This window comes from Pseudoalteromonas sp. BDTF-M6, assembly GCF_018334135.1.
GTDB lineage: Bacteria > Pseudomonadota > Gammaproteobacteria > Enterobacterales > Alteromonadaceae > Pseudoalteromonas.
Map to the genome: position 1 here is coordinate 163,836 of NZ_JAGXTQ010000002.1, position 26,865 is coordinate 190,700.

At 50.2% G+C, this 26,865-nt stretch carries 17 protein-coding genes and 4 tRNA genes; 13 read left to right on the forward strand and 8 right to left on the reverse strand.

The features are described 5' to 3' along the window. Nucleotides 1–10: 10 nt before the first annotated feature. The 3 genes from KD147_RS05025 to KD147_RS05035 form a co-directional block, all read right to left on the reverse strand. Complete coding sequence (locus tag KD147_RS05025) at nt 11–2,170, reverse strand: response regulator (RefSeq protein ID WP_212547120.1); 2,160 nt, start codon at nt 2,168–2,170, stop codon at nt 11–13. 141 nt (nt 2,171–2,311) lie between these two features. Beyond that, nucleotides 2,312–2,968, reverse strand: coding sequence for a helix-turn-helix transcriptional regulator (locus KD147_RS05030; RefSeq protein ID WP_212547121.1), 657 nt, complete (start codon nt 2,966–2,968; stop codon nt 2,312–2,314). A gap of 217 nt (nt 2,969–3,185) precedes the next feature. Next, nucleotides 3,186–3,551, reverse strand: a complete 366-nt coding sequence (locus KD147_RS05035; protein ID WP_105253468.1) for a histidine triad nucleotide-binding protein — start codon at nt 3,549–3,551, stop codon at nt 3,186–3,188. 99 nt (nt 3,552–3,650) lie between these two features. On the opposite strand from KD147_RS05035, the gene KD147_RS05040 reads away from it, so the two are divergent. Next, nucleotides 3,651–4,286 (forward strand): DUF2057 domain-containing protein, encoded by a 636-nt coding sequence (locus KD147_RS05040; protein WP_212547122.1) that lies wholly within the window; start codon nt 3,651–3,653, stop codon nt 4,284–4,286. 272 nt (nt 4,287–4,558) lie between these two features. Here the strand turns inward: KD147_RS05040 and KD147_RS05045 are convergent, their stop codons facing one another. After that, complete coding sequence (locus KD147_RS05045) at nt 4,559–6,397, reverse strand: M1 family metallopeptidase (protein WP_212547123.1); 1,839 nt, start codon at nt 6,395–6,397, stop codon at nt 4,559–4,561. Between the two features lie 124 nt (nt 6,398–6,521). Here KD147_RS05045 and murB point away from each other — a divergent pair, with 124 nt between their 5' ends. The 8 genes from murB (at nt 6,522) to tuf (ending at nt 11,083) form a co-directional block, all read left to right on the forward strand. Then, entirely contained in the window at nt 6,522–7,532 is a 1,011-nt protein-coding gene (gene murB / locus KD147_RS05050; protein WP_212547124.1) for a UDP-N-acetylmuramate dehydrogenase, read from the forward strand. Further along, the gene (gene birA / locus KD147_RS05055) at nt 7,519–8,511 is read left to right on the forward strand and encodes a bifunctional biotin--[acetyl-CoA-carboxylase] ligase/biotin operon repressor BirA (RefSeq protein ID WP_212547125.1); all 993 of its coding nucleotides are present in this window, start codon (nt 7,519–7,521) and stop codon (nt 8,509–8,511) included. Before murB ends, birA begins: the two co-directional genes overlap by 14 nt. Nucleotides 8,512–8,513: 2 nt before the next feature. Further along, on the forward strand, nt 8,514–9,224 hold the full coding sequence (locus KD147_RS05060; protein WP_212547126.1) for a type III pantothenate kinase: 711 nt from the start codon (nt 8,514–8,516) through the stop codon (nt 9,222–9,224). 126 nt (nt 9,225–9,350) lie between these two features. Further along, nucleotides 9,351–9,426, forward strand: a tRNA-Thr gene (locus KD147_RS05065). A gap of 39 nt (nt 9,427–9,465) precedes the next feature. After that, a tRNA-Tyr gene (locus KD147_RS05070) sits at nt 9,466–9,550 on the forward strand. 47 nt (nt 9,551–9,597) lie between these two features. Next, a tRNA-Gly gene (locus KD147_RS05075) sits at nt 9,598–9,672 on the forward strand. 12 nt (nt 9,673–9,684) lie between these two features. After that, nucleotides 9,685–9,760: transfer RNA gene (locus KD147_RS05080), tRNA-Thr, on the forward strand. A gap of 138 nt (nt 9,761–9,898) precedes the next feature. After that, the gene (gene tuf, locus KD147_RS05085) at nt 9,899–11,083 is read left to right on the forward strand and encodes an elongation factor Tu (RefSeq protein WP_212547127.1); all 1,185 of its coding nucleotides are present in this window, start codon (nt 9,899–9,901) and stop codon (nt 11,081–11,083) included. 834 nt (nt 11,084–11,917) lie between these two features. On the opposite strand, the gene KD147_RS05090 is transcribed toward tuf, so the two are convergent. Beyond that, the gene (locus KD147_RS05090) at nt 11,918–13,930 is read right to left on the reverse strand and encodes a winged helix-turn-helix domain-containing protein (RefSeq protein ID WP_105253304.1); all 2,013 of its coding nucleotides are present in this window, start codon (nt 13,928–13,930) and stop codon (nt 11,918–11,920) included. A 139-nt stretch (nt 13,931–14,069) separates the two neighbouring features. On the opposite strand from KD147_RS05090, the gene KD147_RS05095 reads away from it, so the two are divergent. The 3 genes from KD147_RS05095 (at nt 14,070) to KD147_RS05105 (ending at nt 16,934) form a co-directional block, all read left to right on the forward strand. After that, complete coding sequence (locus KD147_RS05095) at nt 14,070–15,413, forward strand: FG-GAP repeat domain-containing protein (RefSeq protein ID WP_105253305.1); 1,344 nt, start codon at nt 14,070–14,072, stop codon at nt 15,411–15,413. A 299-nt stretch (nt 15,414–15,712) separates the two neighbouring features. Then, nucleotides 15,713–16,126 carry a helix-turn-helix domain-containing protein gene (locus KD147_RS05100; RefSeq protein ID WP_349304669.1) on the forward strand — a complete coding sequence of 138 codons (414 nt, stop codon included), beginning with the start codon at nt 15,713–15,715 and terminating at the stop codon, nt 16,124–16,126. Between the two features lie 202 nt (nt 16,127–16,328). Then, nucleotides 16,329–16,934, forward strand: a complete 606-nt coding sequence (locus tag KD147_RS05105) for a lysophospholipid acyltransferase family protein (protein WP_212547128.1) — start codon at nt 16,329–16,331, stop codon at nt 16,932–16,934. Nucleotides 16,935–16,954: 20 nt separating this feature from the next. Here KD147_RS05105 and KD147_RS05110 read toward each other — a convergent pair whose 3' ends face one another. Continuing rightward, complete coding sequence (locus tag KD147_RS05110) at nt 16,955–19,909, reverse strand: DUF3857 domain-containing transglutaminase family protein (RefSeq protein WP_212547129.1); 2,955 nt, start codon at nt 19,907–19,909, stop codon at nt 16,955–16,957. Nucleotides 19,910–20,028: 119 nt separating this feature from the next. On the opposite strand from KD147_RS05110, the gene KD147_RS05115 reads away from it, so the two are divergent. After that, nucleotides 20,029–23,496 carry a PAS domain-containing hybrid sensor histidine kinase/response regulator gene (locus tag KD147_RS05115; protein ID WP_212547130.1) on the forward strand — a complete coding sequence of 1,156 codons (3,468 nt, stop codon included), beginning with the start codon at nt 20,029–20,031 and terminating at the stop codon, nt 23,494–23,496. A 158-nt stretch (nt 23,497–23,654) separates the two neighbouring features. On the opposite strand, the gene KD147_RS05120 is transcribed toward KD147_RS05115, so the two are convergent. Further along, nucleotides 23,655–24,311 carry a response regulator gene (locus KD147_RS05120; protein WP_212547131.1) on the reverse strand — a complete coding sequence of 219 codons (657 nt, stop codon included), beginning with the start codon at nt 24,309–24,311 and terminating at the stop codon, nt 23,655–23,657. A gap of 133 nt (nt 24,312–24,444) precedes the next feature. Continuing rightward, entirely contained in the window at nt 24,445–26,736 is a 2,292-nt protein-coding gene (locus KD147_RS05125; RefSeq protein WP_212547132.1) for a TonB-dependent receptor, read from the reverse strand. Nucleotides 26,737–26,865 lie beyond the last annotated feature (129 nt).

Genomic DNA, 26,865 nt, shown 5'->3' on the forward strand with positions numbered 1-26,865 from the left:
GGCACTGCTGCTAGCGCAGCGTTTGGCTGCGCATAAACTTGAGGTATTGCTCCAGGCTTTGCTGCCAAAGGTCAAGACCTTCCGCCAAGCCCTCATCTATGGTTTTGCCCTCGAGCAGGCGCCGCTCGATTTTTTTCAACGCCATGCCATAGCGATTAAAGCCCAGTTGCAAGGCGGTACTGGCTTGGCGGTGGAGCAGCTTGATGCACTGCTCCTTATCATTGCCCACCAGTTGCTGACAGCGCAGCAGCTTGTTGCGCGCCGAAAGTACAAACTCATTGTAAATGGAGCTCAGCTCTTGCTCGGCAAAGGTGTTGGCCATAAGCTCGGCGGCGGTTTCATCATAGAGTACGTCCTTCAGGGCGACGCTGATATTCGGGGTCTGGTTCGATTGTGAGTCGCTGAGCGCCTGTCTCAGCTTTTCCTGCTTAATTGGCTTGCCCACTATGTCCTTGATGCCCAGGGCCAGGTATTCCTTGACTTCATCCGGGCTAAGGCTGGCGGTAAAGGCCAAAATCGGGGTGCGATGATTGCGGTGATCCATGGTTTTGAGTTTGCGGATCACCTCCTGACCGCTGAAGTCCGGCAGGTTCATATCCAAGAGCACGACATCAAAATGATGCTGCTTGAGCAGCTCAATGGCGCTGCGACCGTCGGTGGCCAGTTTGACCCTGTGTTCATCCTCGGCCATAAATTCAATGGCGATTTTCTGGTTCAGTTCTAAATCCTCAACCAACAGTACATCTAAACCGGTGCGGTAATTGTCTGACTTCGGGCGTTTTTCCACCAGGCTGAGCTCACCGACCGTGAGCTTAACGGCGAAGCTAAAGGTGCTGCCCTCACCCAGGCGGCTGGTAATATGTAACTGACTGCCAAGATGGGCCAGTAGACGGCTGGTGATCGCCAGCCCCAACCCGGAGCCGCCCTTGAGCTTACCGGCGCTGCTTTGCACATAGGGTTCGGTTAAATACTGGATTTCATCTTCTTCGATGCCCGGCCCAGAGTCGATAACGCTAAAGCCGAGCGTATGTTCCTCCTGACCGCCATGGAGCAGGTCGACCTTGAGGGTGACCTTACCCTGATCGGTAAATTTAATGGCGTTGCCCACCAGGTTAATGAGAATTTGTCTGAGCTTTTGGTGGTCGCAGTAATAACAGGCCTGCTTTGCCAGATTATAATTAAGCTCAAATTTCACCCCTTTTTGCTCCGCCAGCGGGCTCAGCAACAAGCACAGGTTATTGAGCCAGGTGTGCAACTCCACATCCTCTTCATACAGGGCCTCGTCGCTTTGCTCCAGGCTGGCATATTCCAATACCTTGTCGATCAACAGGGTCAGGGATTCGGCGGAGTTGATAATGGCTTCGCAGTAGGGTTTGTTTTTTGGCGTGCTGGCCTGATTCATGATCAGCTGAGCACTGCCGAGTATGCCGTTTAAAGGGGTGCGGATCTCGTGGCTGATGGTGGATAAAAACATGCCGCGGATCTCTAAATCCTTTTGTGTTTTTGCCGTCAGTTGATTGAGGTTGAGTTCGCGGCGCTCATTACAAAACAGCGCCACGCCGGCGGCAAACAGCATGGGCGCAAGCACGCCCTTTACCAGCAGTGCGGCGCTAAACCAATCGTTATCAAACTGGGTGGTGTGATCGCTGTGGGTCATCACCAGGGCGCGGGCGGCAAATACAAGGAGCGACATGCTTAAGGCGATCAGATACACCAAACTGGCGCTGGGATATTTGCTGCGGCCATAGCGGCTAATGATGTAGAACAGACAGGCGGCTTCGACGAAGCGGTGCAAGTCGATCAGCAGCACCTGGGCGGAAATATCCGCGGCGATAAACATAAAGTAGGTAAAGCTGATAAACAAACAGCCACTGACAAAGATAAAGAAGTAGGTCAGCAGGCCGTTATAGTTGAGGAAGCGATTGATGGCCAAAACATGGATCACCGAGCCGCAAATAAAGAAAAAGTTAGCCAGGGTAATAAAGTGATCGTGTTGTTGTGGTGCTTCGATGGCGGAGATAATAATGCCCACCAGTAAGCACACCGGGTACCACACATACAGGCCGATGCCGACGAAGTTACGATTGGCGCGCCAGGTAATAAAATTGAGCAAGGTCATCACAAAGATGGCCGCGGCGCTGGTATAGAAGAGGGTCGACGTGTCTAGCATCCGTGATATGTATTGGTTATGGGTATTTAGTTTCTACTATACGGAAAAATCTCTGCTTGGCTATGTGTAAGTATCGAGAGGCAATTTATTGCGGATAAGAAAAAGCCGGCATGTCGCCGGCTTTGAGATTAAAAACAGACCCTAACGTAATTCGTTCGGTATATTGGTCTGAGCCCAAGACAACAGCTCGATGCGGTTACGGCATTTGGTTTTACGGAAGGCACTGTAAAGGTGCGTTTTAACCGTATGCGGGCTGATGCTGAGTTGCTCGGCGATCTCTTTGTTCTTCGCACCCTTACTCATTAAGCCAACGATGGCTTTTTCACGCTTGGTGAGTTTAACCGGCTCAATATCGCCCTCGGTCAGCTTGTGTAATGAGTCCTTGTTGAACTGCAGCATGCGATTAAGCACGTTACACATGACGTCACGGCGATACCATAATTGGTTTTCTTGCAATAAACGAATGCCCTTCATCATCACATCGGCGTTATCCGAGGTATAGAACACCCCGCGAATACCGCTTAACAGCGCACGGTTAGCCAATTCAGGGTTTTCATCCAGGTTGAAAAGAACGATATCGCATTCCACCTTAAGATTGACCAAGTGGTGCTTTAAGCGACCCCAGGCATCCTCGTTCGATGTCTCGATAAATAAATAAGCCGTATCCGGTTGCACCTGGCTCACATCGGTGCCTTTGTGGACATCAAAACCTTGGGTGCGCAACAGCGGTGCCAAGACATTCAGGCCGATTTGGTTAATCGGCTCCTGCTCAAGCAGTAAAAATACGGTCTTACTCATTGGGTGGTTAGCTCATTCAAAACTATTTGCACTATCCTAACACGCTATTCACTTCTTTTGTATTAGGGGGATTAGATTTAATAGTGAAAAAAGATGATTAATGGCTATTTGCTCGACATTTGTAAACAATAGGTTACGAAAGCCCAGAATTAGGCGCCAAAACGCGCCTAATCGCACCATAAAAAAGTATGTGAATAAGTTAATAAGATGATGATTACTATACTTTTAGCTTATCCTGGTATGGAGGCCAGCCCATGGCTTTTCCGGCTAGCATATGGAGGTGGATATGGAACACGGTCTGCCCGCCATGACTGTTGCAGTTCATCACCACGCGATAGCCGTCCTCAGCAAAGCCATGCTCTTTAGCCAGCTTGGCGGCAACCACATGTAAGTGACCGACAATGGCGGCATTTTCCGTGGTCACATCATTAATGGTCGCTATTGGGGTTTTTGGGATAATCAAGACATGAAAGGGAGCCTGAGGATTGATGTCGGTAAAGGCCAGCGCCTGATCGTCCTCGTAAATGATATCGGCGGGGATCTCGCGATTGATAATTTTAGTGAAAATGGTCTCTGTGCTCACGGCGAGCTCCTTAGTTTAACTGTCAGAGTGTCAGTAATGACAAAGAAAAGCATAAGTGTCAAACTGAGAACCAAAGCTTAAATGGAAGGTAGGTACCTCATGTGGAAAAAACTCTCTAGTGCAGCGGCACTGGCTTTGTTGCTAACGCCTTCGGCTTACGCCGAAACTGTGTCCTTTGCGAGCGAAATCATTCCCTTACAGGTGAACGATAAAACCATTTCGCATTCTATTTTTAATACCGTCGACGAGCTTGAGTTGGCTCCGGGTAACTATCGCCTTAAGCTTAAATACAGTGATCTGTACGAAAGCGGCTTTGACGACCACGAGGTGATCGAGTCGGAACCCTTTTGGGTGACCTTAGAGGTGGCTGCTGGGCAGGATTACGAGGTCATTTTCGATAGAGCAGACACGGTGGCCGCCGCTAAACTGTATGCGCAAAGCCCCATAGTGCGTTTACGCGCCGAGGGTCAGCAGCTGGAAGTGCCTATGCCTAAAGCGGCCGCGCCTAGTGTGGTTGCACCCAGCGTAGCCGCGCCTGCGCTGGCAGCACCAACCTTGATACCAGCCAATATAGCCCCGGCTCCGGCGGTTTCGACCAAGTCTGCATCGGCAGTTGCACCTGCCTCTCAAGCCGGTGGCAATGTCAGTGCCGCCGCCATGCTAGAGTTCTGGTGGCAGCAGGCTACGCCGGCACAGCGCCAGGCATTTTTACAGAAGGTGCAGTCGCAACAGTGATGCTTTGCGTTTTGTAGGTCGATGCTCTGCGTCGACAGCGGGGGCGCTTTCTCAGCAATGTGCTTCAGTGTTGCTCATTTGTCGGGCTTATCGGCAATATGCTCCCGCGTTGCTTATTTGTCGGGCAAAAAGCCCGACCTACAAGGTTCCACGCCAATCTTGATGCTTTGCGCCTTGTAGGTCGATGCTCTGCGTCGACAAAGGAGGTAGTTGCCTGCCTTTAGGCAATAAAAAAGGGTGCATCTGCACCCTTTTTACTTAGCGTGTCGCTATTAGTTAAATAACGCGTCTATCGTACCTTGCGCCAATGGGTGATAACCCGGACGAGCGCCCTGGTATACTTCATACGCCCAATCGCGCTTGTTGTTTTTGATCAGCGCCTTGTATAGAGGCACGATCAATTTACGACGACCTATGCCGCTCAGGTGTTTGTCCAACGCCGGGTAAATCGCTTCATAGCCATTACCCACCGCCAGCATAAACCAGGCAAAGGCGACTTCCTTGTTGGTTGACGCGGTCAGGTTAAACTGGGTATCCAGCTCTACCATCTTCTCGCCAGCCAGGTCACGTGGCAGGTTGTTGATAAAGTGCAACCACTCATGCACGGTCCAGTTTGCGGTAGGTAATTCGCTGGCTTTTTTGCTGCCAGCTAACCAGGCTTGAGTCTCGGCATCGACCTTGTCAAATACGTCCGAGGTTGGCTGTGGTGCATCGGCAGGTAAACCCGGCTGATGGATCCACTCATTGACCTTCTCCATGCTGACCACACCAGGGTGTTTGTTGATCAGATTCTCTTCCAGGTAGCGCTCAAATTCCGCCGTGGTCACCGACTGGAATGAATAGGCCTTAAAGTAACCCTTCACGAACTCATCAAAGACGTCGCGACCAAACTTTTCTTCTAAATAGATTAGGAACAGCTGACCTTTGGTATAAGGCACAGAGCTAAAAGCGTCGTCCGGATCGCGACCGTTTAGCTCCAGGTTCAAGCGAGTATCCGGCGCCGGGATATCTTTCAGCAGGGCATTTAGGCCGGCGGCATCCAAAGATTGCTCCATGACCGCACGCTCGCGACCGAATACTTCTTCCATGATGCGGTTTTCAACATATGAGGTGAAACCTTCGTTCAGCCATAAATCTTCCCAGGTGGCGTTGGTAACCAGGTTACCTGACCAAGAGTGCGCCAGTTCGTGGGCGATTAGGTTAACCAGGCTCTTATCGCCCGCCACTACGGTCGGGGTGATAAAAGATAAACGCGGGTTTTCCATGCCGCCGAATGGGAAGCTAGGAGGTAGCATGAGTAAGTCGTAGCGACCCCAGGCGTATTCGCCGTACATGACTTCGGTTTTATCGATCATCGCCTGGGTGTCGTTAAACTCAGCCACTGAAGCGTCGAGAATTTGCGGCTCGGCGAAAATCGCGGTCTGGTGCGACATTTCTTTGTATTCCAGGTTACCGGCACCGATGGCGATCAAATAAGGCGGAATGGCCTGTGGCATATCGAAGAAGTAGTCGCCATCTTTGATAAAGGCACCTGTGTTGTCGGCACTCATTACCGCACGAACATTTTCCGGCGTTTCGATACGAGCACTGTAAGTTACGCGCATGGCCGGCGTGTCTTGTACCGGGATCCAGCTACGGGCGTGAATGGCCTGCGACTGGCTGTACATAAAGGGTTGGGTTTTACTGGCGGTTTGCTCTGGGGTCAGCCATTGCAGGCCAGATGCTTGTGGCAAGCTGTTATAATAAATACGCACCTTAGGTGCCTGTTTCTTAAAGCGAATGGTCAGTTTTGAACCCTTCACATCGTCACGAGCCGCTAAATCAAATTTTGCCTTGTGCCATTTACCTTGCGCATCCTGATAGATCACGCGGTCGACTTCAAGGTCGCGGGTATCCAGCACCAGGGTACGGGCGGCGTCATTTTTCCAGTTCAGGCTATGCTCAACGAAGCCTTCTAATTGCTTGTCGGCGAAGTCGACATCAAGATCTAAATACAGATGCGTGGAGACCACATCGTCTAGGTTGGCATAGGTGTGCTCGTCGCTGGCCGCCAGGCTGTGCAGGCTTACGCCGCCAAGCGCTAAGGCAAGAGCAAGAGGTTTTAATTTCATAGCATCCTCAGAACGGGTGAAATAAGAAGTGCTTGTTATATCAGATATAGACAATGACTGACAGCTATGTCTGTTCGCTGGCTTGGGGTACACTTAGGGCAAATAGCTAATAGAGATATTTCTTTTGCCTGCATTACAACGCCATCATACCTTTGCGCTGGACGTCCCCTGTCACCAGCTTGTGACCATCACAGACCCGGCACAGCTTTGCGAGTTCGATTACACCCAAGCGTTTTGTGTGCTCGGTGAGGGTAGCAACACCATCTTTACCACGCCCTATCAAGGGACTGTGATGCTGATAGCCAATAAAGGGGTGCGTATTGAGGAGTTGGCGCAAAGCTGGTTGCTACATTGTGCGGCGGGTGAAAACTGGCATGCGCTGGTGGAGAACACTTTGGCTTTGAATATGCCCGGGCTGGAAAACCTGGCACTCATTCCCGGCAATGTTGGCGCCGCGCCGGTGCAGAATATCGGTGCCTATGGGGTCGAGCTGGCGCAGTTTGTCGAATATGTCGAGGGCTATCATATCGCTCGTGGCGAAACCCAGCGGCTCAGTGCCGAACAGTGCCGCTTTGGCTATCGTGATTCCATCTTTAAGCATGAGCTGAAAGGCCAGTTTATTATTACCCAGGTCGGCTTGCGCCTACCTAAACAATGGCAGCCGAATATCAGCTATGGGCCCTTGCAGGGTTTACAGCAGCCCAGCGCCAAGCAGGTGTTTGATGAGGTGGTGGCGGTGCGTCAGGCAAAACTGCCGGATCCCAAGGTATTGGCCAATTGTGGCAGCTTCTTTAAAAACCCCATCCTGCCACGCCCTCAGGTCGCCGTTTTAAAAGAGCAATATCCGCAACTGCCTTGCTATGACGTCGATGCCGAGCAGCAAAAGGTGGCCGCCGGGTGGCTGATAGAGCAGGCCGGACTGAAAGGCTTTCATATTGGTGATATCGCCGTGCATGATAAACAGGCCTTAGTGCTGGTTAATCGTGGTGCGGGCCGGGCTGAAGAATTGTTGGAGATGATCAAGCATATTCAAAGCGTGGTAGCACAGCGTTTCGGCATTGACCTGGAGCATGAGGTGCGATTGATGGGCGAGCTGCAAGAAATTCATGTAGGGACCACTCATGAAGGCGCCTGACGGTAACAAGCTGGCCATACTGCAGGCCTTAAATAAGGGCGAGTTTATTTCCGGGCAAGCCATGGGCGAGCAACTGGGCATTAGCCGTGCCGCCGTGGCCAAGCATATTACCTCCTTGCAGGAAATGGGGCTGGATATTTACAAGGTCAATGGTAAGGGCTATCGCCTCAGTCGACCTTTGAGCCTGCTTAAGCAAGCGGATATCGAGCTGGCCTATCAACAGTTAGACGGCAGCGGCTGTCATTTTGAAGTACAGCCCATTATCGACTCCACCAACACCGAACTGATGCGCCGGGTGCAAAGCGCCGAGGCAAGCAACAACAGTGTGCTGGTGGCAGAAATGCAGCAGAAAGGTAAGGGGCGGCGCGGCCGCACCTGGCAATCTCCCTTTGCTGCAAACCTTTATTACAGCTATTACTGGCGCTTAGACGATGGCATGCATGCGGCCATGGGGTTGTCCATTGCCGTGGGTCTGGCGGTCTATGACAGTCTAAAGGCCCTCTATGATCTAGAGGTGCAGCTGAAATGGCCAAACGACGTGCTGGTTGATGGCCGCAAACTGGCGGGCGTGCTGGTGGAACTCGATGGTACCGCCGAGGGGCCTTGTCATCTGGTGATCGGTATAGGCCTCAATATTTCCATGCCTCAGGCCGCGGCCGAGCAGATCGACCAGCCCTGGTGCGATCTCAACGAGTTCGCCGGTGAGCTGGATAAAAACCAGTTGGTGGCCGTGCTCACCTGCTTTTTACAAAAGCGCCTGGTCCAATATCGCCAAACCGGTCTGCAGGGTATGTATCAGCAGTGGAATAGGGTGCATGCCTTCAGCGGCCAATATGTGGAGCTGAGCTCGGGCACCAATACCTGGCGTGGCATCTGTGAAGGTATCGACGAGCAAGGTGCCGTGGTGCTGCGTGTCGATGGCCAAAGCAAGCGTTACTTTGGCGGTGAAATCAGCTTGCGCGTTAAGTCTACGGGTTAGTCATGAAACTATTAATCGATGCCGGGAATACGGCGCTTAAAATGATGTTGGCCTCGGGCCCCGAAACGGAGCAGGACATTCAGCTACAGCAAGTAGAGCCTGCGGCTCTACCGTGGACACAGATAGACGAAGTAGTTGTTTCTGCGGTAGCGGATTCAGACGCTTTGAATGCAATGGTAAAAGAAGCCGAAGCGCATGGGGTTGGGGTGCGCCGCGCCAAAGTGGCGGCACAGTGGCTACAACTTAGTTGTGCCTATAACAATTATCACACCCTGGGCATCGACCGCTGGCTAGCGGTGATCGCCGGCTACTGTGCTAACCCCAATGGCTACACCTTAGTGGTTGACGCCGGCACGGCGCTGACCCTAGATCTAATCGATGATGCTCATAATCATCTTGGCGGCTATATTCTTCCGGGATTAAGTCTAAGTGAGCACAGCATAGTGAGCCGTGCCGAAAAGGTTTTTACCGTCGATGACCTGGTTGCAGACCCCAAACCGGGGCGTTCAACCCCGGCAGCGGTTAAAAATGGCGCTCTTATCGGTGCCCTCGGTGCCATCGAATATGCGCTGGCGCATCACGGCCGTGGACGAGATGTGCAATTATTGCTCACCGGTGGTGATGGTTTGGCCCTGCATCGGCACCTGAGGCAAGGTGTTTATCGTCCCCATTTAGTGTTCGAAGGCCTGTGGCAATGGCAAAAACAAGGGTGAATTGTTTAAAAAAGCTCTGTTTTGGGTGAATAATGAACGTTCGAACCACAAACCTTAACTTTTTTTAATTTTATAGTTGCATCCCAATAAACCTTACTCTAGAATCTCGCCCCGTACTAAAGCAGTGCCGACTTAGCTCAGTTGGTAGAGCAACTGACTTGTAATCAGTAGGTCATCCGTTCGACTCGGATAGTCGGCACCATTTCCTCATCTTGGAAAGGCTTTAGAAAGAATTTTGCGTGGAGGGGTTCCCGAGCGGCCAAAGGGATCAGACTGTAAATCTGACGGCATTGCCTTCGCTGGTTCGAATCCAGCTCCCTCCACCACTCTAAATTCTTGACGGTTAGAGGTAGTTAAGAACAGGTTCCTAAAAGCGGGCATCGTATAATGGCTATTACCTCAGCCTTCCAAGCTGATGATGCGGGTTCGATTCCCGCTGCCCGCTCCAGTTTTCTGGTGTGCTGATATAGCTCAGTTGGTAGAGCGCACCCTTGGTAAGGGTGAGGTCGGCAGTTCAAATCTGCCTATCAGCACCACACCAGTCCTGTCTGTCCTGAAATACTTCCTTTGATTTGTCTAAAAAATATTCAATAATTGAAGAATTGAATTGATCGTCGTTTTTTGTCGATCGTTTGATATGTAATCTAGATACACAAAAACTGATAGGTTCCGTCATGGCAAAAGAAAAGTTTGAACGCGTAAAACCGCACGTAAACGTTGGTACAATCGGCCACGTTGACCACGGTAAAACAACTCTAACTGCAGCAATCACTAACGTACTTGCAAAAGTATACGGTGGTGAAGCAAAAGACTTCGCATCAATCGATAACGCTCCAGAAGAGCGTGAGCGTGGTATCACAATCTCAACTTCACACGTTGAGTACGACACTCCAACTCGCCACTACGCGCACGTTGACTGTCCTGGACACGCTGACTACGTTAAAAACATGATCACTGGTGCTGCTCAGATGGACGGCGCGATCCTAGTAGTAGCTGCGACTGACGGTCCTATGCCTCAGACTCGTGAGCACATCCTACTTTCTCGTCAGGTTGGTGTACCTTACATCATCGTATTCATGAACAAATGTGACATGGTTGACGACGAAGAACTACTAGAGCTAGTAGAAATGGAAGTTCGTGAACTTCTTTCTGAGTACGACTTCCCAGGTGACGACCTACCTCTAATCCAAGGTTCAGCTCTTAAAGCCCTAGAAGGCGAGAAAGAGTGGGAAGACAAGATCGTTGAGCTTGCAGAAGCACTAGACACTTACATCCCAGAGCCAGAGCGTGACATCGATAAGCCTTTCATCATGCCTATCGAAGACGTATTCTCAATCCAGGGTCGTGGTACAGTTGTAACTGGTCGTGTTGAAGCCGGTATCATCAACGTGAACGACGAAGTTGAAATCGTAGGTATCAAAGAAACTACGAAGACAACTTGTACTGGTGTAGAGATGTTCCGTAAGCTTCTAGACGAAGGTCGTGCTGGTGAGAACATCGGTGCCCTTCTACGTGGTACTAAGCGTGACGAAGTTGAGCGTGGCCAAGTACTAGCTGCTCCTGGTTCAATCAACCCGCACACTAAGTTCGAAGCAGAAGTATACGTACTATCTAAAGACGAAGGTGGCCGTCACACGCCATTCTTCAAAGGCTACCGTCCACAGTTCTACTTCCGTACAACTGACGTAACTGGTGACATCCAACTACCAGACGGCGTAGAAATGGTAATGCCTGGTGACAACATCAAGATGACTGTAGAACTAATCTGCCCAATCGCGATGGACGAAGGTCTACGTTTCGCGATCCGTGAAGGTGGTCGTACAGTTGGTGCTGGTGTTGTAGCATCAATCGTAGAGTAATAGTTACTCTCGAGAAAAAAGGCCGCTTTTAGCGGCCTTTTTTTATGCGTAAAAAAACCTTATAGACCACCTTCACGGCCGTAAATTGTAGGTCAGGCTTCAGCCTGACAATCCCTGTATCTTCTTATATCGCCTTTCAATCGTCACAATGTGAACTTACTCACCCATTCCGTTGAAACTCGCCCATCGCTCTCTGTGGTGCGATGTTGTCGGCGACCCGACAACGACCAAAAGGAAATGCTTGTCCATTTCCTCTTTGAGCACCTAGGACCCCCCAACATTGCATTTTTTCTCAATGTGCTACGAGAAGTGAACGTAACCAACAGGCACAGAGCAACCCCCCCTCCTCACAGAGTTCGTCGCCTTCAAGCGGCGAGAGTGAAATTGTTCACTCTCTTGTTTCCGCTTTCAGCCATGCTGGCGATTACTCTTCTCGTATCGCGTTTCGGGTGCAATGTAAGGGGAATTGGGCTGATACATAGGTGTTCTTGAGATCGTGATAGTGTATGGATGTAACCTAGGCTTTAACTTTGAGTGAATCTTAGTCGGCGACCCAACGAGATCTCCAACCTCAGCCTTTTTGGGTGCGCCATGACGAGCATTATCACATTGATTTTGAAGTGCCTTGTCAGTAGATGTCGTCGAAATAGAGTAAATTTGAATGTCTAAGTAAAATTAAGTATGTCATCTGAATTGTGTGATTTTATAATTTTTGATGGACATTGTAATTTTCTCATCTACCTTTTTTGTTAATCGTGGGGCAGGGCTGAAAGCGAAAAAGAGAGTGAAATTGTTCACTCTTGTGGTATGAAGCTTATGGCCAGTACAGTTTTGCTACCGAACCACTGCGGTAGACACCTGCATCTCCAAAACCTGAGCCGCAGGGGGTTTCAAATCATAAATCAGTTTGGTCGTAGGCTCGGTAATGATCTGGCTAACAAAAGCCTTCTTAGGTAATTCGAGGAGGGCGTCCTTATCTCTAAATAAGTGTAGATGGTTCTCTGACTCGCTAAGGTAATAAACTTTCCCGTCGGCAACTTTCACACTGTTAGGCGCTACTCTGAGTGGGAGGGAAGAAAAGTCGTAATACAGGCTATCATCACCGTTTGCGTCAATTCGTTTCAGCTGCTTGTTGCGCAGATCGCCGTAGTAGAAAGTCTCACCTTGCTGGCTTTCTTGTGCTATTAATCCAGCGCCGAGTTTGATCGTTTTTATTTCCCCTGATTGAAACTCATATTTAGTCAAATCATAGATATTTTCACTGCCTACGCTTAGATACAGTGCATCGGCGTTGAATGACCATCCGAGTAAGAAGCTGCCGGGAGAGACCTTTCCTAGCTCATGAAGGGTGGCGGATTGAGCATCATAGATAGTCAGATAAGAGAAGTTTTCTTTACGGGTAATAAAAGCCAGTTTGTCTTGTGCATGAGATAAAACCGGCTGCGCTATGTTGTCCGCATTTAGGTCCGTTAGTTTTTCATTACTTCCCTGACGGTATAGCCAAAGTTCGTAGCTACCAGTTCTATTCGAGACAAAATAGAGGCTTTCGGTGCTCGCTGACCAAACTGCTTTCATATCGTGAGCATCGCTATTGAGGCCTTTAAACTCTTTGTTAAAGCCAACAAACTGGATATCCAAATCGGATTTACTTTTCATATACATTAGCTTGTTGCCATCATTGTTCAGGTGTAGATCTCGAATTGTGGCAGTGGGTTCTAAATTGGCATAACGTGATAGTTTATCTGTGCTTAAATTTAGTTGCCAAAGGGCATATTCGCCTTTGAGCTTAGCGGCGGCTATCAGGTTGTTATTGGAGTGCGAGGTCAGCGCCGTGATTCTGTCGAGTTTTTTACTTACTTCTGTACTACTATGGCGCTGAATGTCGTAGCGCATAATTCGACTTGCACTTGGGGTGTGCCAGTTAACGTAGAACAATGCCTCCGACCCTTTTAAAAATGTCGGTAATGTATTTGTTCCTGGTTGACTGATGTAAGCCAGCTCAGGTTTTTTTTCATCTAAGTTCAATACGGCTAGTAACTCTTTCCCACCATCTGAAATGGTGAGCGCGAGGACTTTTTCTTGCTCTGACAGGGCGATTGCTTTTATATCGGTCGACGCAGTAAAAACCGTTACCTTTTTGCCTGTTTTTGTGTTGTGTCTGATTATTTGGCAACTGGAGTTGGCGCAATCGACATAGTACCAACTATTCGACTGCTTTCCCCAAGCAGGTGATTTGTAATCCGAATAGCGAGCGGTTAATTGAGCGGTTTTATGACTTTCCAAGTCTTTGAGAAAAATTTGCTTTTCTTTGTTGCTTCCTCGAATCAAGAGAGAGTATTTCCAGTTCGTATCTGGGGCGGCGAAAGTAACCGATTCTTGGCTACTGGAGAGAGGAATAACTCTGAATTGAGCCATGTCTCTAGATACGAACGGCTTTAAGAGTAAGGCAAAAGCAAGAATGATTATAAGTACGAATAATAGGATTGTGGTAACTAGTACCTTGAAGTTTACCCTTGGCCTCTTAGATGATTTCGACTGGGTGACCTGGTGAATAAATGAATAGCCTTTTTTGGCTATGGTTTCAATATAAATGGGCTTTTTGGGGTCATCGCAGAAGACCTTTCTTAGTTCGAAAATAGCGCGAGTGACTACTTCTGGCTCGGTAACTTGGTCTGGCCAAAGTGTAGTTAAAATCTCCTCTCTACTTAGCACTTCCCCACGATGTTGCACCAGCAGGCAGAGAATGGCCATTACCTTAGGCTCTAGGGTAAAAGTTCGTTTGGGTAAAGTTAACTTATTGTGTTTAGGCGATACAAGATACTCACCAAGCCAAAATTCCGTTTGCAAGATAGCTTCCTAACGCATTGAAAGTATGAAAGATAATGCCATATCGATAACATCACTGTTACATGATTGTAAGTAATGAGGCGTGGGTATACAACAACTTTACATTACAAAATGTGTTGTTATTTAACAGGGGCATAAGATGCAAAAACTTATTTATTTAGCTTTATTTGGCTGCTCAATGGCCACCCAAGCGGGGCAAATTAATCTCACCATAGAAGGTGATGGCGTCGTAAGTTATGGAAGCGGTGATTTTAAGTGTGAACAGTCATGTGAAATAGATACCAGCGAGGCTACACAAATACTAAAAGCAGAAGCCGCGACAAACTGGGCCTTTGATAGTTGGCAGGGGCAACAGTGTGACGGGGGAAATTATATTCACCTTGAGACGAGCGCGACTGAAATTACCTACGCTAGTGGCGGTGCAAAGACGCTGCAAGCCATTGAAGTAAACAATGACGAATACATGGACCTAGTTGGTATCAGTCTCTTTGATGGCTCAATTTATCAAATGCTAAACCAGTCTGGTGATGGTTTCAGCCGCAAGTCAATTGTTGGTGGGCTTGAATATCCGGCGGCGCTTGATGCCTATGACTGGGACGGCGATGGTTTTGAAGATTTACTGGTAAGCGAATATTTGACTCGCAAGATCAAACTGTACTTGAATACTGGTACCGGTGAGTTTGTGTTTAAAAAAGACATAGTGATCGATGGTGTCCGCCCCTATGCTTTCACCGTAAATGACTTCAATCAGGACGGTCAGCCAGATTTATTTATTTCCAGTTTTCAGGCAGACACCTCGGGGGATCTGTTTGTGCTGGTGAACACCATAACTAATGCTAAAACGGCGCTCTATCTAAATAATAATGATGTATTTACAGAAGAGTTGCATATCTCGGAGCATGCTGCAATTACGCTTGATAGCTACAGAGATGCTGATTCCGGCCAAGTACAGTTGGCAGCAGCGGAAATTGCCGCCAAGGCGGTGGCTGTTTATGGCCAGGAAGAAAGCTTTACGCGCCGTGTTATCGACAGAAGCCAAGCTCCTTACGGAGTCGCATTTGCAGATATCGATAAAAATGGCAGCATGGACATGCTTTCTGCGCATTATCTTGCACCTCGCCTGAGTCTTCACTATGAAGGCGGCACCGTGAAAAAAGATGTTGCCGGTGCCATCGATGGCTTAACGGCAACAGCCGTTGCTGATTTAAACAATGATGGCTACCTGGATGTCGCAACCGGTGAGTTTAATAAACAACAGTTCTACTATTTTGCCTCTATTGGTTATCAAGATTGCTTGGTCAAGCAGGGGACTAATATTGAGCTCAATGCCGTGTTTACTCAAGGTGAGACAACGACTACTCCGCCCCCGCCGGTAACAGACCCGGTTGCTTCTAGTGATGACAGCTCTGGTGGAGGCAGTACGGGAATGGTTTTCTTGCTTATGAGTTGCGCGGTTTTTTTACGCAGATATTTTAACGCGTAAAGGGTTGTGGACCACAAAAGTGATTTTGGGATGACTTGAATTTTCCAGATGATCTATGGGCATTAAAGGTCGCAATATGCGGCCTTTTTATGTTCTCACTGCTATATCTCATCCTGTGTACAGGCCGTTCAAGTTGGCTTGTGTATAAAGGTTAAGTTAAATACTCTCTCGTAATAGAGCTCCTTTCCTGACGTTATTTCACCCTTGACCTCCTCTTGTCGTGCAGCTGTCGTGGTAATGTCGTCACCGACGGGTAAGATTATTAGCCAAGATTTCCCGAATGCAGAGGTAAGGACAGGATGATGATCAAAAAGTTAAGAGAGCAAAAACAGTGGTCGCAGGAGCAGTTGGCGACCGTGGCCGGTTTAAGCGCGCGAACAATTCAACGTCTTGAAAGTGGTAATAAAGCAAGTTTGGAATCATTGAAAGCCCTTGCCTCGGTGTTTGAAGTTGATATTGAAATTCTGACAAAGGAAATCACCGTGATAGATAAAGAATCGCAATCTTGGCAGGTACAGCCGCGTTGGTATAAATCGTTGATGTGGGGCGTATCTGAGAGGAAGCCGTTAGCCATAATTGAGTACATTAGTGTGGCTGCAGGAGCAATTACTTGGATTTTACAGCCTAATTTGTTTGCTGCTCCGGCACTTTTTCTATGCGCATATCTGATCAGCAAATTAATTCATCGCACCGAACAACAAAAGTTCTGGTAGAACTAAAAAGCGCAAATTTGAATGTCTAAGTAGAATTAAGTATGTCACCTAAATTGTGTGAATCTCCAATTTTGGCTGGACATTCTAATTTGCTCATCCACTCTGTGTTTTTAATTATGGAGCCGGTAAAAAGCTTAATAAAGTTGACTAAACAGCGAGTTAGCGCCAATCTAACGAGATTGTCCCCAACTTTTTAACCTCCATGCCCGAACTGAATATCCCCGCGAATATTCCCCGCACCCACAGTCGTTTCGGCCGTTGGCTGGGTACCAAGGTGCTGAACTGGTTCGGTTGGCAGGTGGTGGGGGAGTTTCCCGAGCAGGGCAAGTTTGTCGCCGCGGTGGCGCCTCATACCTCGAACTGGGACTTTGTCATCGCCATTGCGGTGAAAATGCACCTACAGGTGCGGATCCGTTTTTTAGGCAAGCACAGTATCTTTGTCTGGCCCTTGGCACCCTTATTGCGAAAATGGGGTGGTATCCCGGTCGACAGGCGCTCCTCCCATGGCGTGGTGGCGCAGGTGAAAACCCTGTTTGATAACAGCGACGCGCTCATCCTCGGCTTGGCCCCTGAAGGCACCCGCAAATACACGCCGCAATGGAAAAGTGGTTTCCTGCATATCGCCAAGGCGGCGAAGGTTCCCGTGGTGCCCATGGCCTTGGATTACAGTAAAAAGCAGTTTGTGATTATGGCGCCGTTAGAGGTCGGGGAAGATATAGACGCCACCCTGGCCCAGGTACAGGCCCTGTTTCCAGCCGAGATGGCCAAATATCCAGAACAGCTGTCGGGTACGGCACATAAAAACTGAGCGCACCCGAGTTGGTTATGTTAGCGGCTTTCTCTCCAGCGACGTTTTAACTCCATTACGAAGGTGTGATCTCCTTCTTCTTCCACCGATAGGATTAATCTAAAACGGGTGCCATCGGTGCGTTCCACATCTACTACCGTGTAGCCCGATTCGCTATTATCAAACGTGGTCTTGATATCGCTTATTTCGTCGTAGCTTGCGCGCTCGGTAAATAGTTCACCTTTTTCGCGGTAGTAGCTAAACACACCGCTGTCGGTGACACCATTACCGTCTTCTCTGATATTCCAGGCGGCATCGGAATAAAAGTAGATGATGTTTTCGTTTTGGTTCAGCAAGCCTTTGCGCACCATAAAGCGTTTATCATGTTGCCATACTTTGTCGCCGGTGATCACCGCGTAGTGTGAGGTGAGCCCTAAATCTAATGTCGACACGAATAGCAGAAAAGGTGCTAAGGCAGTGCACAAGACAAGCTGATGCACACGCCATTTGCTGTGGTATGTTAGGGCGTCATTGTTGCGATTGAGATAGGCCGTGTAGTTTACCAAAGGCAGCCAGGGCAAGGGGAACAGCAGTATAACAATGATGAAAGCATCGCTTATCTGGCTAGCAAACTGAAGCATGACCACGGCGATGGCTAAAATAACCGCCAACCATTTTGCCGGCAGATGCTGTTGGGTGCCAAATTCAGTGCTGTCATTGGCAAAACGGCGGTACAAAGGGTAGAACCAAATCCAGCCAAAAAAGCCGCGAGCGATGGGCATCATAGACTCATCATTGGTTTCTTTAATAAAACGCCAATTTCTGTAGCTCCAATAGAAGGGATAAACACCTAAGCTAAGCACAGAGTATAGGTAAAACTTGATCACCGACACCGGAAAGTAGCGTTGCTCTTCAAAATGTGGACGCTGCCCCGACTCAATACGCCAGAGTGTGAAAAAAACAATGAGCGCACCAAAAGCCACCAGTACATACATGCCGATTGCGTAGGCAAAGTTGAGTCCGTCATCGCTTTGTGTCTCTGTCGTTGCCGCGCTGCTGCCTTGACGAATGCCGTAGTTGGTTTCATCTTGTAGAGCTTCTTGGGCCTGCAGATACTCGCCGATGCGCTCAGTTGGAATGTGATCGACCTTGCTTCGATATTGGTAATTCAGAGTCAGTAGTTTCCCTTCAAAGTGCACCGACGAATCAAGCGTAAAGAAGTCATTGTCTATTTGTGCCTTGTCGTTATCAAACTGCCAGTTGCGCTCATTAACTTCCACTTCTATGGTGTAATCAATATTAAATGGGTGGCGTAAAGACAGCGGGCTTTTACGACTGGTTACATCGGGTTCATAGACCGCATCGCGAATATCGTCGGCATAAAAATAAGCATGAAGCTCATCCTCTTTTTGAGTCCAAAAATCTTTGATTAAATAGCTTTCTTTGATGACGAACTCACCCTTTTCTGGGTTTTCCTCCACAGTCAAAAGATTGGTGTGCTCGGTCCCTGCAAAGTAATTTTGATAGTAGTTGGTGTAACCTTCTTGTGCTTTTTGGAGGCCTTTATTGGCGAGTTCTCGTCGTTTATCAATGGCATCTGAGTCTAAAAAGCGTGAGTGCACGCTAAAGGTAGCATCCGTTTCACCGTCGCGGGGAAGCCTATAGCGCTCCACAATAGTCCGGTGAATCACTGGCTCCTCCTTAAACATGGACGTCAGCGCGCTTTCACCCTTTTCAACAATCAATGCGTAGCCAAAATTTGGTTCACTCAGGTGCGTCAGAGAGCCTGTTTGGTAGCTGCTGGTTGGGTCCAACCAATAGCGCTCGCCTTGGTGTTCCAAGGTCACCAGCACATGGTCAAAACGGTTTGAGGCCGGAGCGAGTTTAATAAGCCCTTGTCGGACTTCGGTATTCACCAAAGCAGGATGTGACTCAATTCCCAGCGCAGCTAAAATACTCATCAGTACCACGGTTTTGTCTTTGCAATCACCGTAGCGCAAACGCAAGGTTTCATCCGCGGCGGTGGGCTGATGAGAGTTGCTGCCCATTTCCAAGCCTAGGTAGCGGATCTCATCTTGAGTGTATTTAAGCGCAGCACCTATTTGTGACTCTAAGGTCGCGTGTTCACTGCGAATTTGCGTGGCAATGTCTTGAACACTCGCTCCGGTGGAGAGGGCGTTCTCATACAGCGGCAGTGCCCAATTAACCACCTGTTGCCATGAATCAAACTCAGACAGGAAAACTAAATGATAGGGGTCATACCATTTAGGTGTTTGTGAATCGTAACTTTTAGTTGGTAACGAGCGGGCGTTAATGGTGTATTCCATGCCGGCTGATGTTGATGTGCTTTGCACGTCTAGCTGCCCATTGAGCTGAGTGATATTCAAGGGCGCCTCTTTATCCCAGAGCATACGCACATTTTGCTCGCCCACCGGCACGCTCCAATCAAATTGTGCCGTGTAACCGAATAGCCCCTGGTAGATGGGGTTTCGGCCCACACGGGTATAGGCGTAATCGAGGGAGTCGCCGGGGCGAATGTCATCAAGGATAATATTAAGGGTCTGGCTACCATCATAGATAAGTTGTTCAGCGTCTTTTTCGCGCTGTATCACTTGCATGCGGGCTGTAGGCAGTTTGTCGATCGTCTTGCCATCGCGAATTATCAGCACATGATGCAGTTGTAATTGCTCGTAGGCTGGGTCGAAGCTCAGGTTCAGCTGCGACATATCTTCTACGCCGGTTTGGTTGGTGGCGAGCATGACATAGCGAATATAGTGTTTGGCTTTGTCCCCTTCAGTAACCTGAAATTGGTCATCTACGAGGCGGTAGTAGGTTCCATCTGAGAGTTGCTCATAGGGTACCGTTTCCTTATCCAAGGGCTGCAGGGGGATGGGCTTGACCCATTGTGGGGTAGCGACAGCGTCATAGTCGGCAAAGGCTGCAGGGCAGGTTGAGAGGGCGATCAAGGTTAAAAGAAGGAGGATATATCGTGTCATTATTATTGCTCTTAAACTTCCGTGTGGCAGATCTCTTGCCGGCTAGCACTAAAGTCAGTGGTGTTTTTACATACAGTAACCGTTATGATTATGAGAAAACAATAATAAATTAGCCCGTTATGTTCTCTATTGGTGTGATAAGCGTGATTGCCCTGGCCTACCTCGGGGTGTTATTCGCCGTGGCCTGGTATGCGGATAAGTTCAGCAACAATCGTTCCAGTGGCTGGATCTATGGCTTGTCTTTGGGGGTCTACTGCACCTCCTGGGCGTTTTACGGCACTACCGCGCAGGCCGCCAATAACGGCTGGTGGCTGGCTCCTACCTATACCGGCACCATCCTATTGTTTGTTTTTGGTTGGCAAATTTATACCCGTATTGCCACCATTTGTCGCCAGCAGCAACTCACCTCCATGGCCGACTTTCTTGCCACCCGTTACGGTCAGTCGTCCCGTTTGTCCGGCCTGGTGTCGCTGATCTCGGTGATCGCCATCGTGCCCTATATCGCCCTGCAGCTAAATGCCACCAGTGCCAGTATCGCCATGTTGACCGAGGTGGAGCGCGGGCAAAACGACTATTTCTATCAAGACAGCACCTTTTATATCACCCTGACCCTGGCCCTGTTTGCCATTTTATTCGGGGCGCGGCGGGTGCGCCCCAGTGAACACAATCCGGGCTTGATGGCCTCCATCGCCTTTGAGTCCGTGGTCAAGTTGCTCGCCTTTGTCGGCGTTGGTTTATTTATTTGCTTTGGGTTATTTGACTCGCCCCAGGCTATTTTTGCGGCGGCGCAACAGCAAGAGATAGCGGCGCAGATGCAAACCACCGCCAGTCCGGGTTATGTGTATTGGGTGCATGTGTTGCTCGGCTTATTGGCGACCCTGTGTTTACCACGTCAGTTTCATACCGCTTTTATTGAGCATGATAACGAGCAGCAACTGGCTACCTCGCGCTGGTTGTTCCCCCTTTACCTGTTGTTGATCAATCTCTTTATCCTGCCCATTGCCTATACGGGTTTAGTGTATTTTCAGGGGCAGGATGTCGGCTACGACACTTTTGTGCTGGCCCTGCCCATAGCCGCAGAGGCGCCCTGGGTGTCGCTGTTGGCCTTTTTAGGGGGCTTTTCTGCGGCAACCAGTATGGTGATCGTCTCCACCATAGTCTTGTCTATCATGATCACCAACGACTTTATCAACCAGTTTTTGCTGCGCCGCTCGCAGCTGAGCTCATCCCATCGCGGCCTCTCCAAGTTTAAATTGCTGCAGGCGCGGCGCCTGGTGATAGTCGCTGTCCTGCTGCTGAGCTATGCCAGCCATCGGGTGCTGGCCGAAGGCAATACCCTGGCCAATATGGGCCTGATGTCTTTTACCCTGGTGGCCCAGTTTGCGCCGGCGATGATCATCGGCCTTTGGTGGTCCAAGGCCTCGTGTCGCGGCGCCCAGCTGGGAATTTTAAGTGGCTCGGCAATTTGGTTTTACACCCTGTTGCTACCGAGTGTGTATTCCGCCCTGTATGGCGAGGCCGCCTGGCTTAACGAGGGACCGTGGCAACTGGCCTGGCTGGCACCGAACAACCTATTTGCTCTTGGTCTGGAGCCCCTAACCCAAGCCGTGCTGCTGTCGTTGGGGGTGAACACCCTGGTTTATCTCTTGGTGCCCTTTATCAGTGCGGCGCAGCTGGCCGAGCGCCTGCAAAGCAATAAGTTTATTTTGCGTGGCGTAGAAGAGCGTGACGCCAATATCGCCCTTAGCTATCAAGAGCTGGCGCTGCTATTACAACGTTTTAGCGAACCGGATCGTGCCGCCGAGCTGGTAGAACAATACTTTCCCGCCGCGCGTAATCTTTGGAAAAATCAGGCTCCCGCCGCAGTGGAAGAGCGGGTTGAGCGGGAAATGTCGGCCCTGGTCGGTGGCGCCTCGGCGCGGCTGATCCTCGATGTGGCTAAGGATGAAAAACGCCAGCCCTTTGAGCAGGTGGCGGAGTTTGTCGATGAGGCCTCTCAGGTACTGCGCTTTAACCGGGATCTGTTGCAGGCCACCATAGAGAACATAGAGCAGGGCATTAGCGTGGTAGACAGCGATCTCAAACTGGTGGCCTGGAATCAGGGCTATCAGGAGATGTTTGCCTATCCAAAAGACATGCTGGCGGTGGGGCGACCGGTGGCCGAGCTGATCCGCTTTAATGCCGAGCGCGGTTTGTTTGAATGCCAGCAAATCGAGGCGGAGGTGAGCAAGCGCATCGCCCACCTACGCCGTGGCAGCGCCTATAAATATCGCCGTGAGCACAACGATGGCCGGGTCTTCGAGATGCAGGGAAACCCCTTGCCCGGCGGCGGCTTCGTAACCACCTATACGGACATCAGCGACTTTGTGCAACAGCAGCGCGAGTTAGAGCTGGCAAACCTGAATCTGGAAGAAAAAATCGCCGCCCGTACCAGCGAGCTGGTAGCCACCAACCACGCCCTGGTGGCGGCCAAGCGGGAGGCGGAATTAGCCACGGAAAGTAAGACCCGGTTTTTCGCCGCCGCCAGTCATGATCTGTTACAGCCCTTTAATGCCGCCAGCCTGTTTTGCTCGCTAATGAGCGACAAGGCCCAAGGCTCGGAATTGGCTGAGCTGGCCGAGAATATTCGCAACTCCCTGGCCAGTGCCGAGGATTTATTGTCGAGCATCTTACAGCTAACCAAGCTGGAGTCCGGCTCCTTTAAAATCAACAGCACCGACTTCTCCTTGGCCAGCTTGTTGCAGCCCCTTGCCAATGAATACGGAGCCCTGGCCAAAGACAAGGGCCTGGGGTTTCGTCTGCAAGGCGCCGAGGTGATGGTGAAAACGGACAAGGCGCTGCTTAAGCGGGTGTTGAGTAACCTGTTGAGTAACGCCATTCGCTATACTGAGCAGGGCGAGATCCGGGTGCTCTGCGAGTGTCATGGGCAGCAGCTGTCCATTATGGTGGAAGACACCGGAGCCGGCATCGCTAAGCAAGATCAGGAGCTGATCTTTGAGGAATTCAAACAGTTGCAGGGCAAAGAGCAGGCGCAGGGCCTGGGTTTGGGGCTGGCCATTAGTAAGCGTATCTGTGCCGCTTTGGATATTAATATGACCCTGGGCTCACAACTCGGCCAGGGCACCCAGTTTACCCTGACACTGCCATGTTATAGTCAGCCGCACAGCGCGGTGCCAACACCGAGCGAACACAAGGGTCAAGATAATCAACTGGCAGGTATGCGCATCTGGCTGCTCGACAATGACGATAACGTGTTACAGGCGCTGTCTCAGGTGCTTAAAAACTGGGGATGCAGCGTGGCGCAGGCCAAAGATCAGCGGCAGTTAGCCGAACTAGCACGAAGCGGCGAGGCGGATATGCTGATTGCCGACTACCAGCTTGATGATGGCGTCACCGGCTTGCAGGTGATCCATGCCCTGGGTCTGGAGGAGATGGCAATCGTGATCAACACCGCCAACCATGACGAGGCCATCCGCGAGCGCGTCAGCGATTGTGGTTATCCTTTGCTGTATAAGCCGTTAAAAACTCCGGCATTAAAGCGCACTTTAAAAAGGTTAAAGGCGAATCAGGAGCGGGTTAAATTGTAGGTCGGTGCTTTGCGCCGACAAAGCGAGATTCGTGCCCTTTTGTTGGCCTTATCGGCAATGTGCTCCTGCATTGCTCTACTACCGTCATCTCTAGCGGCAAAGGCCAAATTACAACGACAATATGCCCTTTGTGTCGGGATAAAATCCCGACCTACCATTCAGGCTTCTTCACTCTCGGCCACCGTGGCCATTTGTTTGAATAAAATCCCCGCCTGGGTGCGGTTGTAGACATTCAGTTTCTTCAAAATGGCCGAGACATGCTGCTTGATGGTGGTTTCCTGAATCGACATGGCATAGGCAATCTGCTTATTGAGCATGCCATCGGCGATCATGCTTAACACTCTATACTGCTGCGGGGTGAGTTTTTCCAGGTTGCGGGCAAACTGGGCCTGCTCACTGTTAACGTCGGTGCAAATTTCCGTTTGTGGCGGTAACCAGTTTTCCCCTTCGATAACCTGGGCTATGGCTTCACTGATCACATCCAGGGATGAAGACTTGGGAATATAGGCACTGGCACCGAGCGCCATGGCCTGTTCAATAATGCTGGGGTGCTCATTGGCGGAGACCATGATCACCAGAATATCCGGGTATTGATTGCGCAGTCGTGCCAAGCCTTCCAAACCCTGGGCGCCGGGAATGGTGAGATCTAAAAACACCAGCTCAATCTCCGGGTGGGCGACAAGGGCGCTAAACAGCTCCAATAGATCGCTGGCTTCTAAAATTGGCTCATCGGCCATGGCCTGGGCGGCGGCTTGCTTTAGGGCGCTGCGAAATAACGGGTGATCATCGGCGATAATGGCTTGCACACTGGGCATCCTAAGTTGACTCCATGTCCCTCGTTATAGGGGATTTTGTTAGTCGCGGCAAGGGCCTGCGGTAAGTTGCATAAGAGAAAGGCGACCGTTTGAAACCGGGGGACGGCCGGTCGCCTTGGTATAGCAGATGGGATTAGAAGTTATAACCCACGGTGAGCGACACGGTGCGCGGGTCGCCAAAGTAGCCGATCAAGGTGTTATCGCCACCCAGACCCGGGGTGTACTTGCTGACATCTGTGGGATCAGACGCATCCGGGGTGACGAACTGGTAGCCACCGATCATATACTCTTCATCCGTTAAGTTCTTGCCATGGAGGCCGACACGCCAGTGGCCGTCGGTGCTATACCAGTTGACGCTGAGGTTGAGCAGGCCATAGCTGTCCTGGCTCAACAGGCTGTCTTCTTCGAATAACACATAATCGCCACGGTAGTAGTAGTTGGTGTTAAACACCCAGTCGCCGTTGTCCGTATACAGGCGATAGGTGGCGCCCAGGTTAAAGGTGAGATCCGGAGTGTTGGAGATACTAAAGCGATCCGACTTATCGAAGATTTCGCCGCTAACAGGGTCCGTATCCAGCACCTCTTCGAAATCCGAGTCGATATAGCCCATAGACGCATCAAACGTCAGGGCGTCGGTGGCGACATAGTTCAGCTCCACTTCCACACCGTCCGCAGAGGATTTACCTATATTACCCAAGCGCTGGTTGAGATCCGCCGAGCTATCGCCGGGCAGTACCGAGATATACTGACGGTCTTCATGATCTAAGGTAAAGAAGGTGATATTGGCACGCAGGTTGTCGTTCCACTCGCTCTTCATACCCAGCTCGTAGGAATCCACGATTTCCGGGTTGGCCGCCGGCTCGGCGGTGCTGGCACGGGGGTTAAAGGTGCCCGATTTAAAGCCCTGAGCGTAGCTGGCGAAGAACATGATGTCGTTATTGTATTGGTACTCGACGCCAACGCGAGGAGTAAAGCGTGACCAATCTTTTTCATCGTCCAGTACCGTAGGGACCAGCTGGCCTTCAGGGCGAACATATCCTGGCACCCAACCTGATTCAGGGTATACGGTATCGAAGATCAGGCCATTGTTAACGATCGCCTCTTTACTGTCACGGGTGTAGCGTGCACCTAAAGTCAGTGACCATTGCTCTGACAGGTCAAGACTACCCTGAATATAGGCGGCCTTACTGGTGGAGTTACTGCAACCGCTTACTTCACGCGTCAGGCTTGGCCCGCCCAGGGCGATACCAAGCTGCTCTAAGATGGCCTGAAACTGGCCGCACGACTCACCATCGTAATAATACAAGCCGGATACCAGCTTATAATTATCGCCCTGATGGTTTAGCTGTAACTCATGAGTGGTTTGCTCATCGTCATAAATGGCAGGGACGTCGAAAATGCGGATAGAGGTATTGTCAAAGTCGATATTGGTCGGTGAATAGCTGTCGCGCTTGGCACCGATATACTTAAACGAGGTGCTGTCGCTCATGTCCCAACGTGCGGTCAGGCTAAACCCTTCCAGCTCCACCTTGTTCCAGGTAGGTAAGCTGGTGTAGGAGTCATACACACTGTCTGGCACAGGCGCATCGGTCAACAAACTAGGAAGCAGGCGGTAACCACCTTTTGAGTTTGAGTCATCGTCGGTTTTATCCCAGCCGAGGCGGAAAAACAGATCTTCCGTGGGGCGATACTCCAGAGTCAGGCGTGCCGCGGTAAGATCCTTGTTATAGTTTTCTCGATCTTGATTGTCTAAATCAGAGGTAATGAAATCACCAAAGCCGTCGCGGTTTAAGGTGGCAAAGCCGTAACCCAGGTAGAGCTGCTCATCGATCAGCGGTACTTGCCCGGTGATCTTCAAATCTCTTTGGTTATAGCTGCCCACAGTACCCTGGATATCAAAGGTCATATCGCCGGTCATTTCCTTGGTGACATACTTTACCGCGCCGCCAATGGTGTTTTTACCGTAGAGTGTCCCCTGCGGGCCGCGTAATACTTCAATTTGCTGGACATCCAATAAATCCAGTACCGCACCCTGAGGGCGGGCTACGTAGACATCATCGATGTAGATACCCACACCCGGCTCATAACCCCACAGCGGGTCCTGCTGACCTACACCGCGAATAAAGGCGGTGATGGTGGAGTTGGTGCCGCGGCTGGCCTGCAAGGTGGTGTTGGGTGAAAACTGCTGTACCTCGGTCATCACCGAAATACCGTTTTCCTGTAGTTGCGCGGCGCCGATTGAGGTCACGGCCACCGGTACCTCTTGCAGGTTCTCTACCGTTTTACGGGCGGTAACCTCGATGCGCTCCAGCTCGGCTTTTTTTACTTCTTCTTCTGCCAAGGCCGTTGGGCTTGCCAGTGCACTTGTGAGTGCCGCCCCAATCGCTAAGGCTAGACTAGAGCGGCGTAGACTGTATGTGTTCATCCTGTATCCCCTGTTATTGTCGTTGTCCGTGCGCCGGTATTGTTATGGGTCGTCACGGTATGGGTTTGTTTTAAAAATATTAATTAACTGTGACTTTAGGGGAAAAATGCGACGAGGGGGTTAGTACCT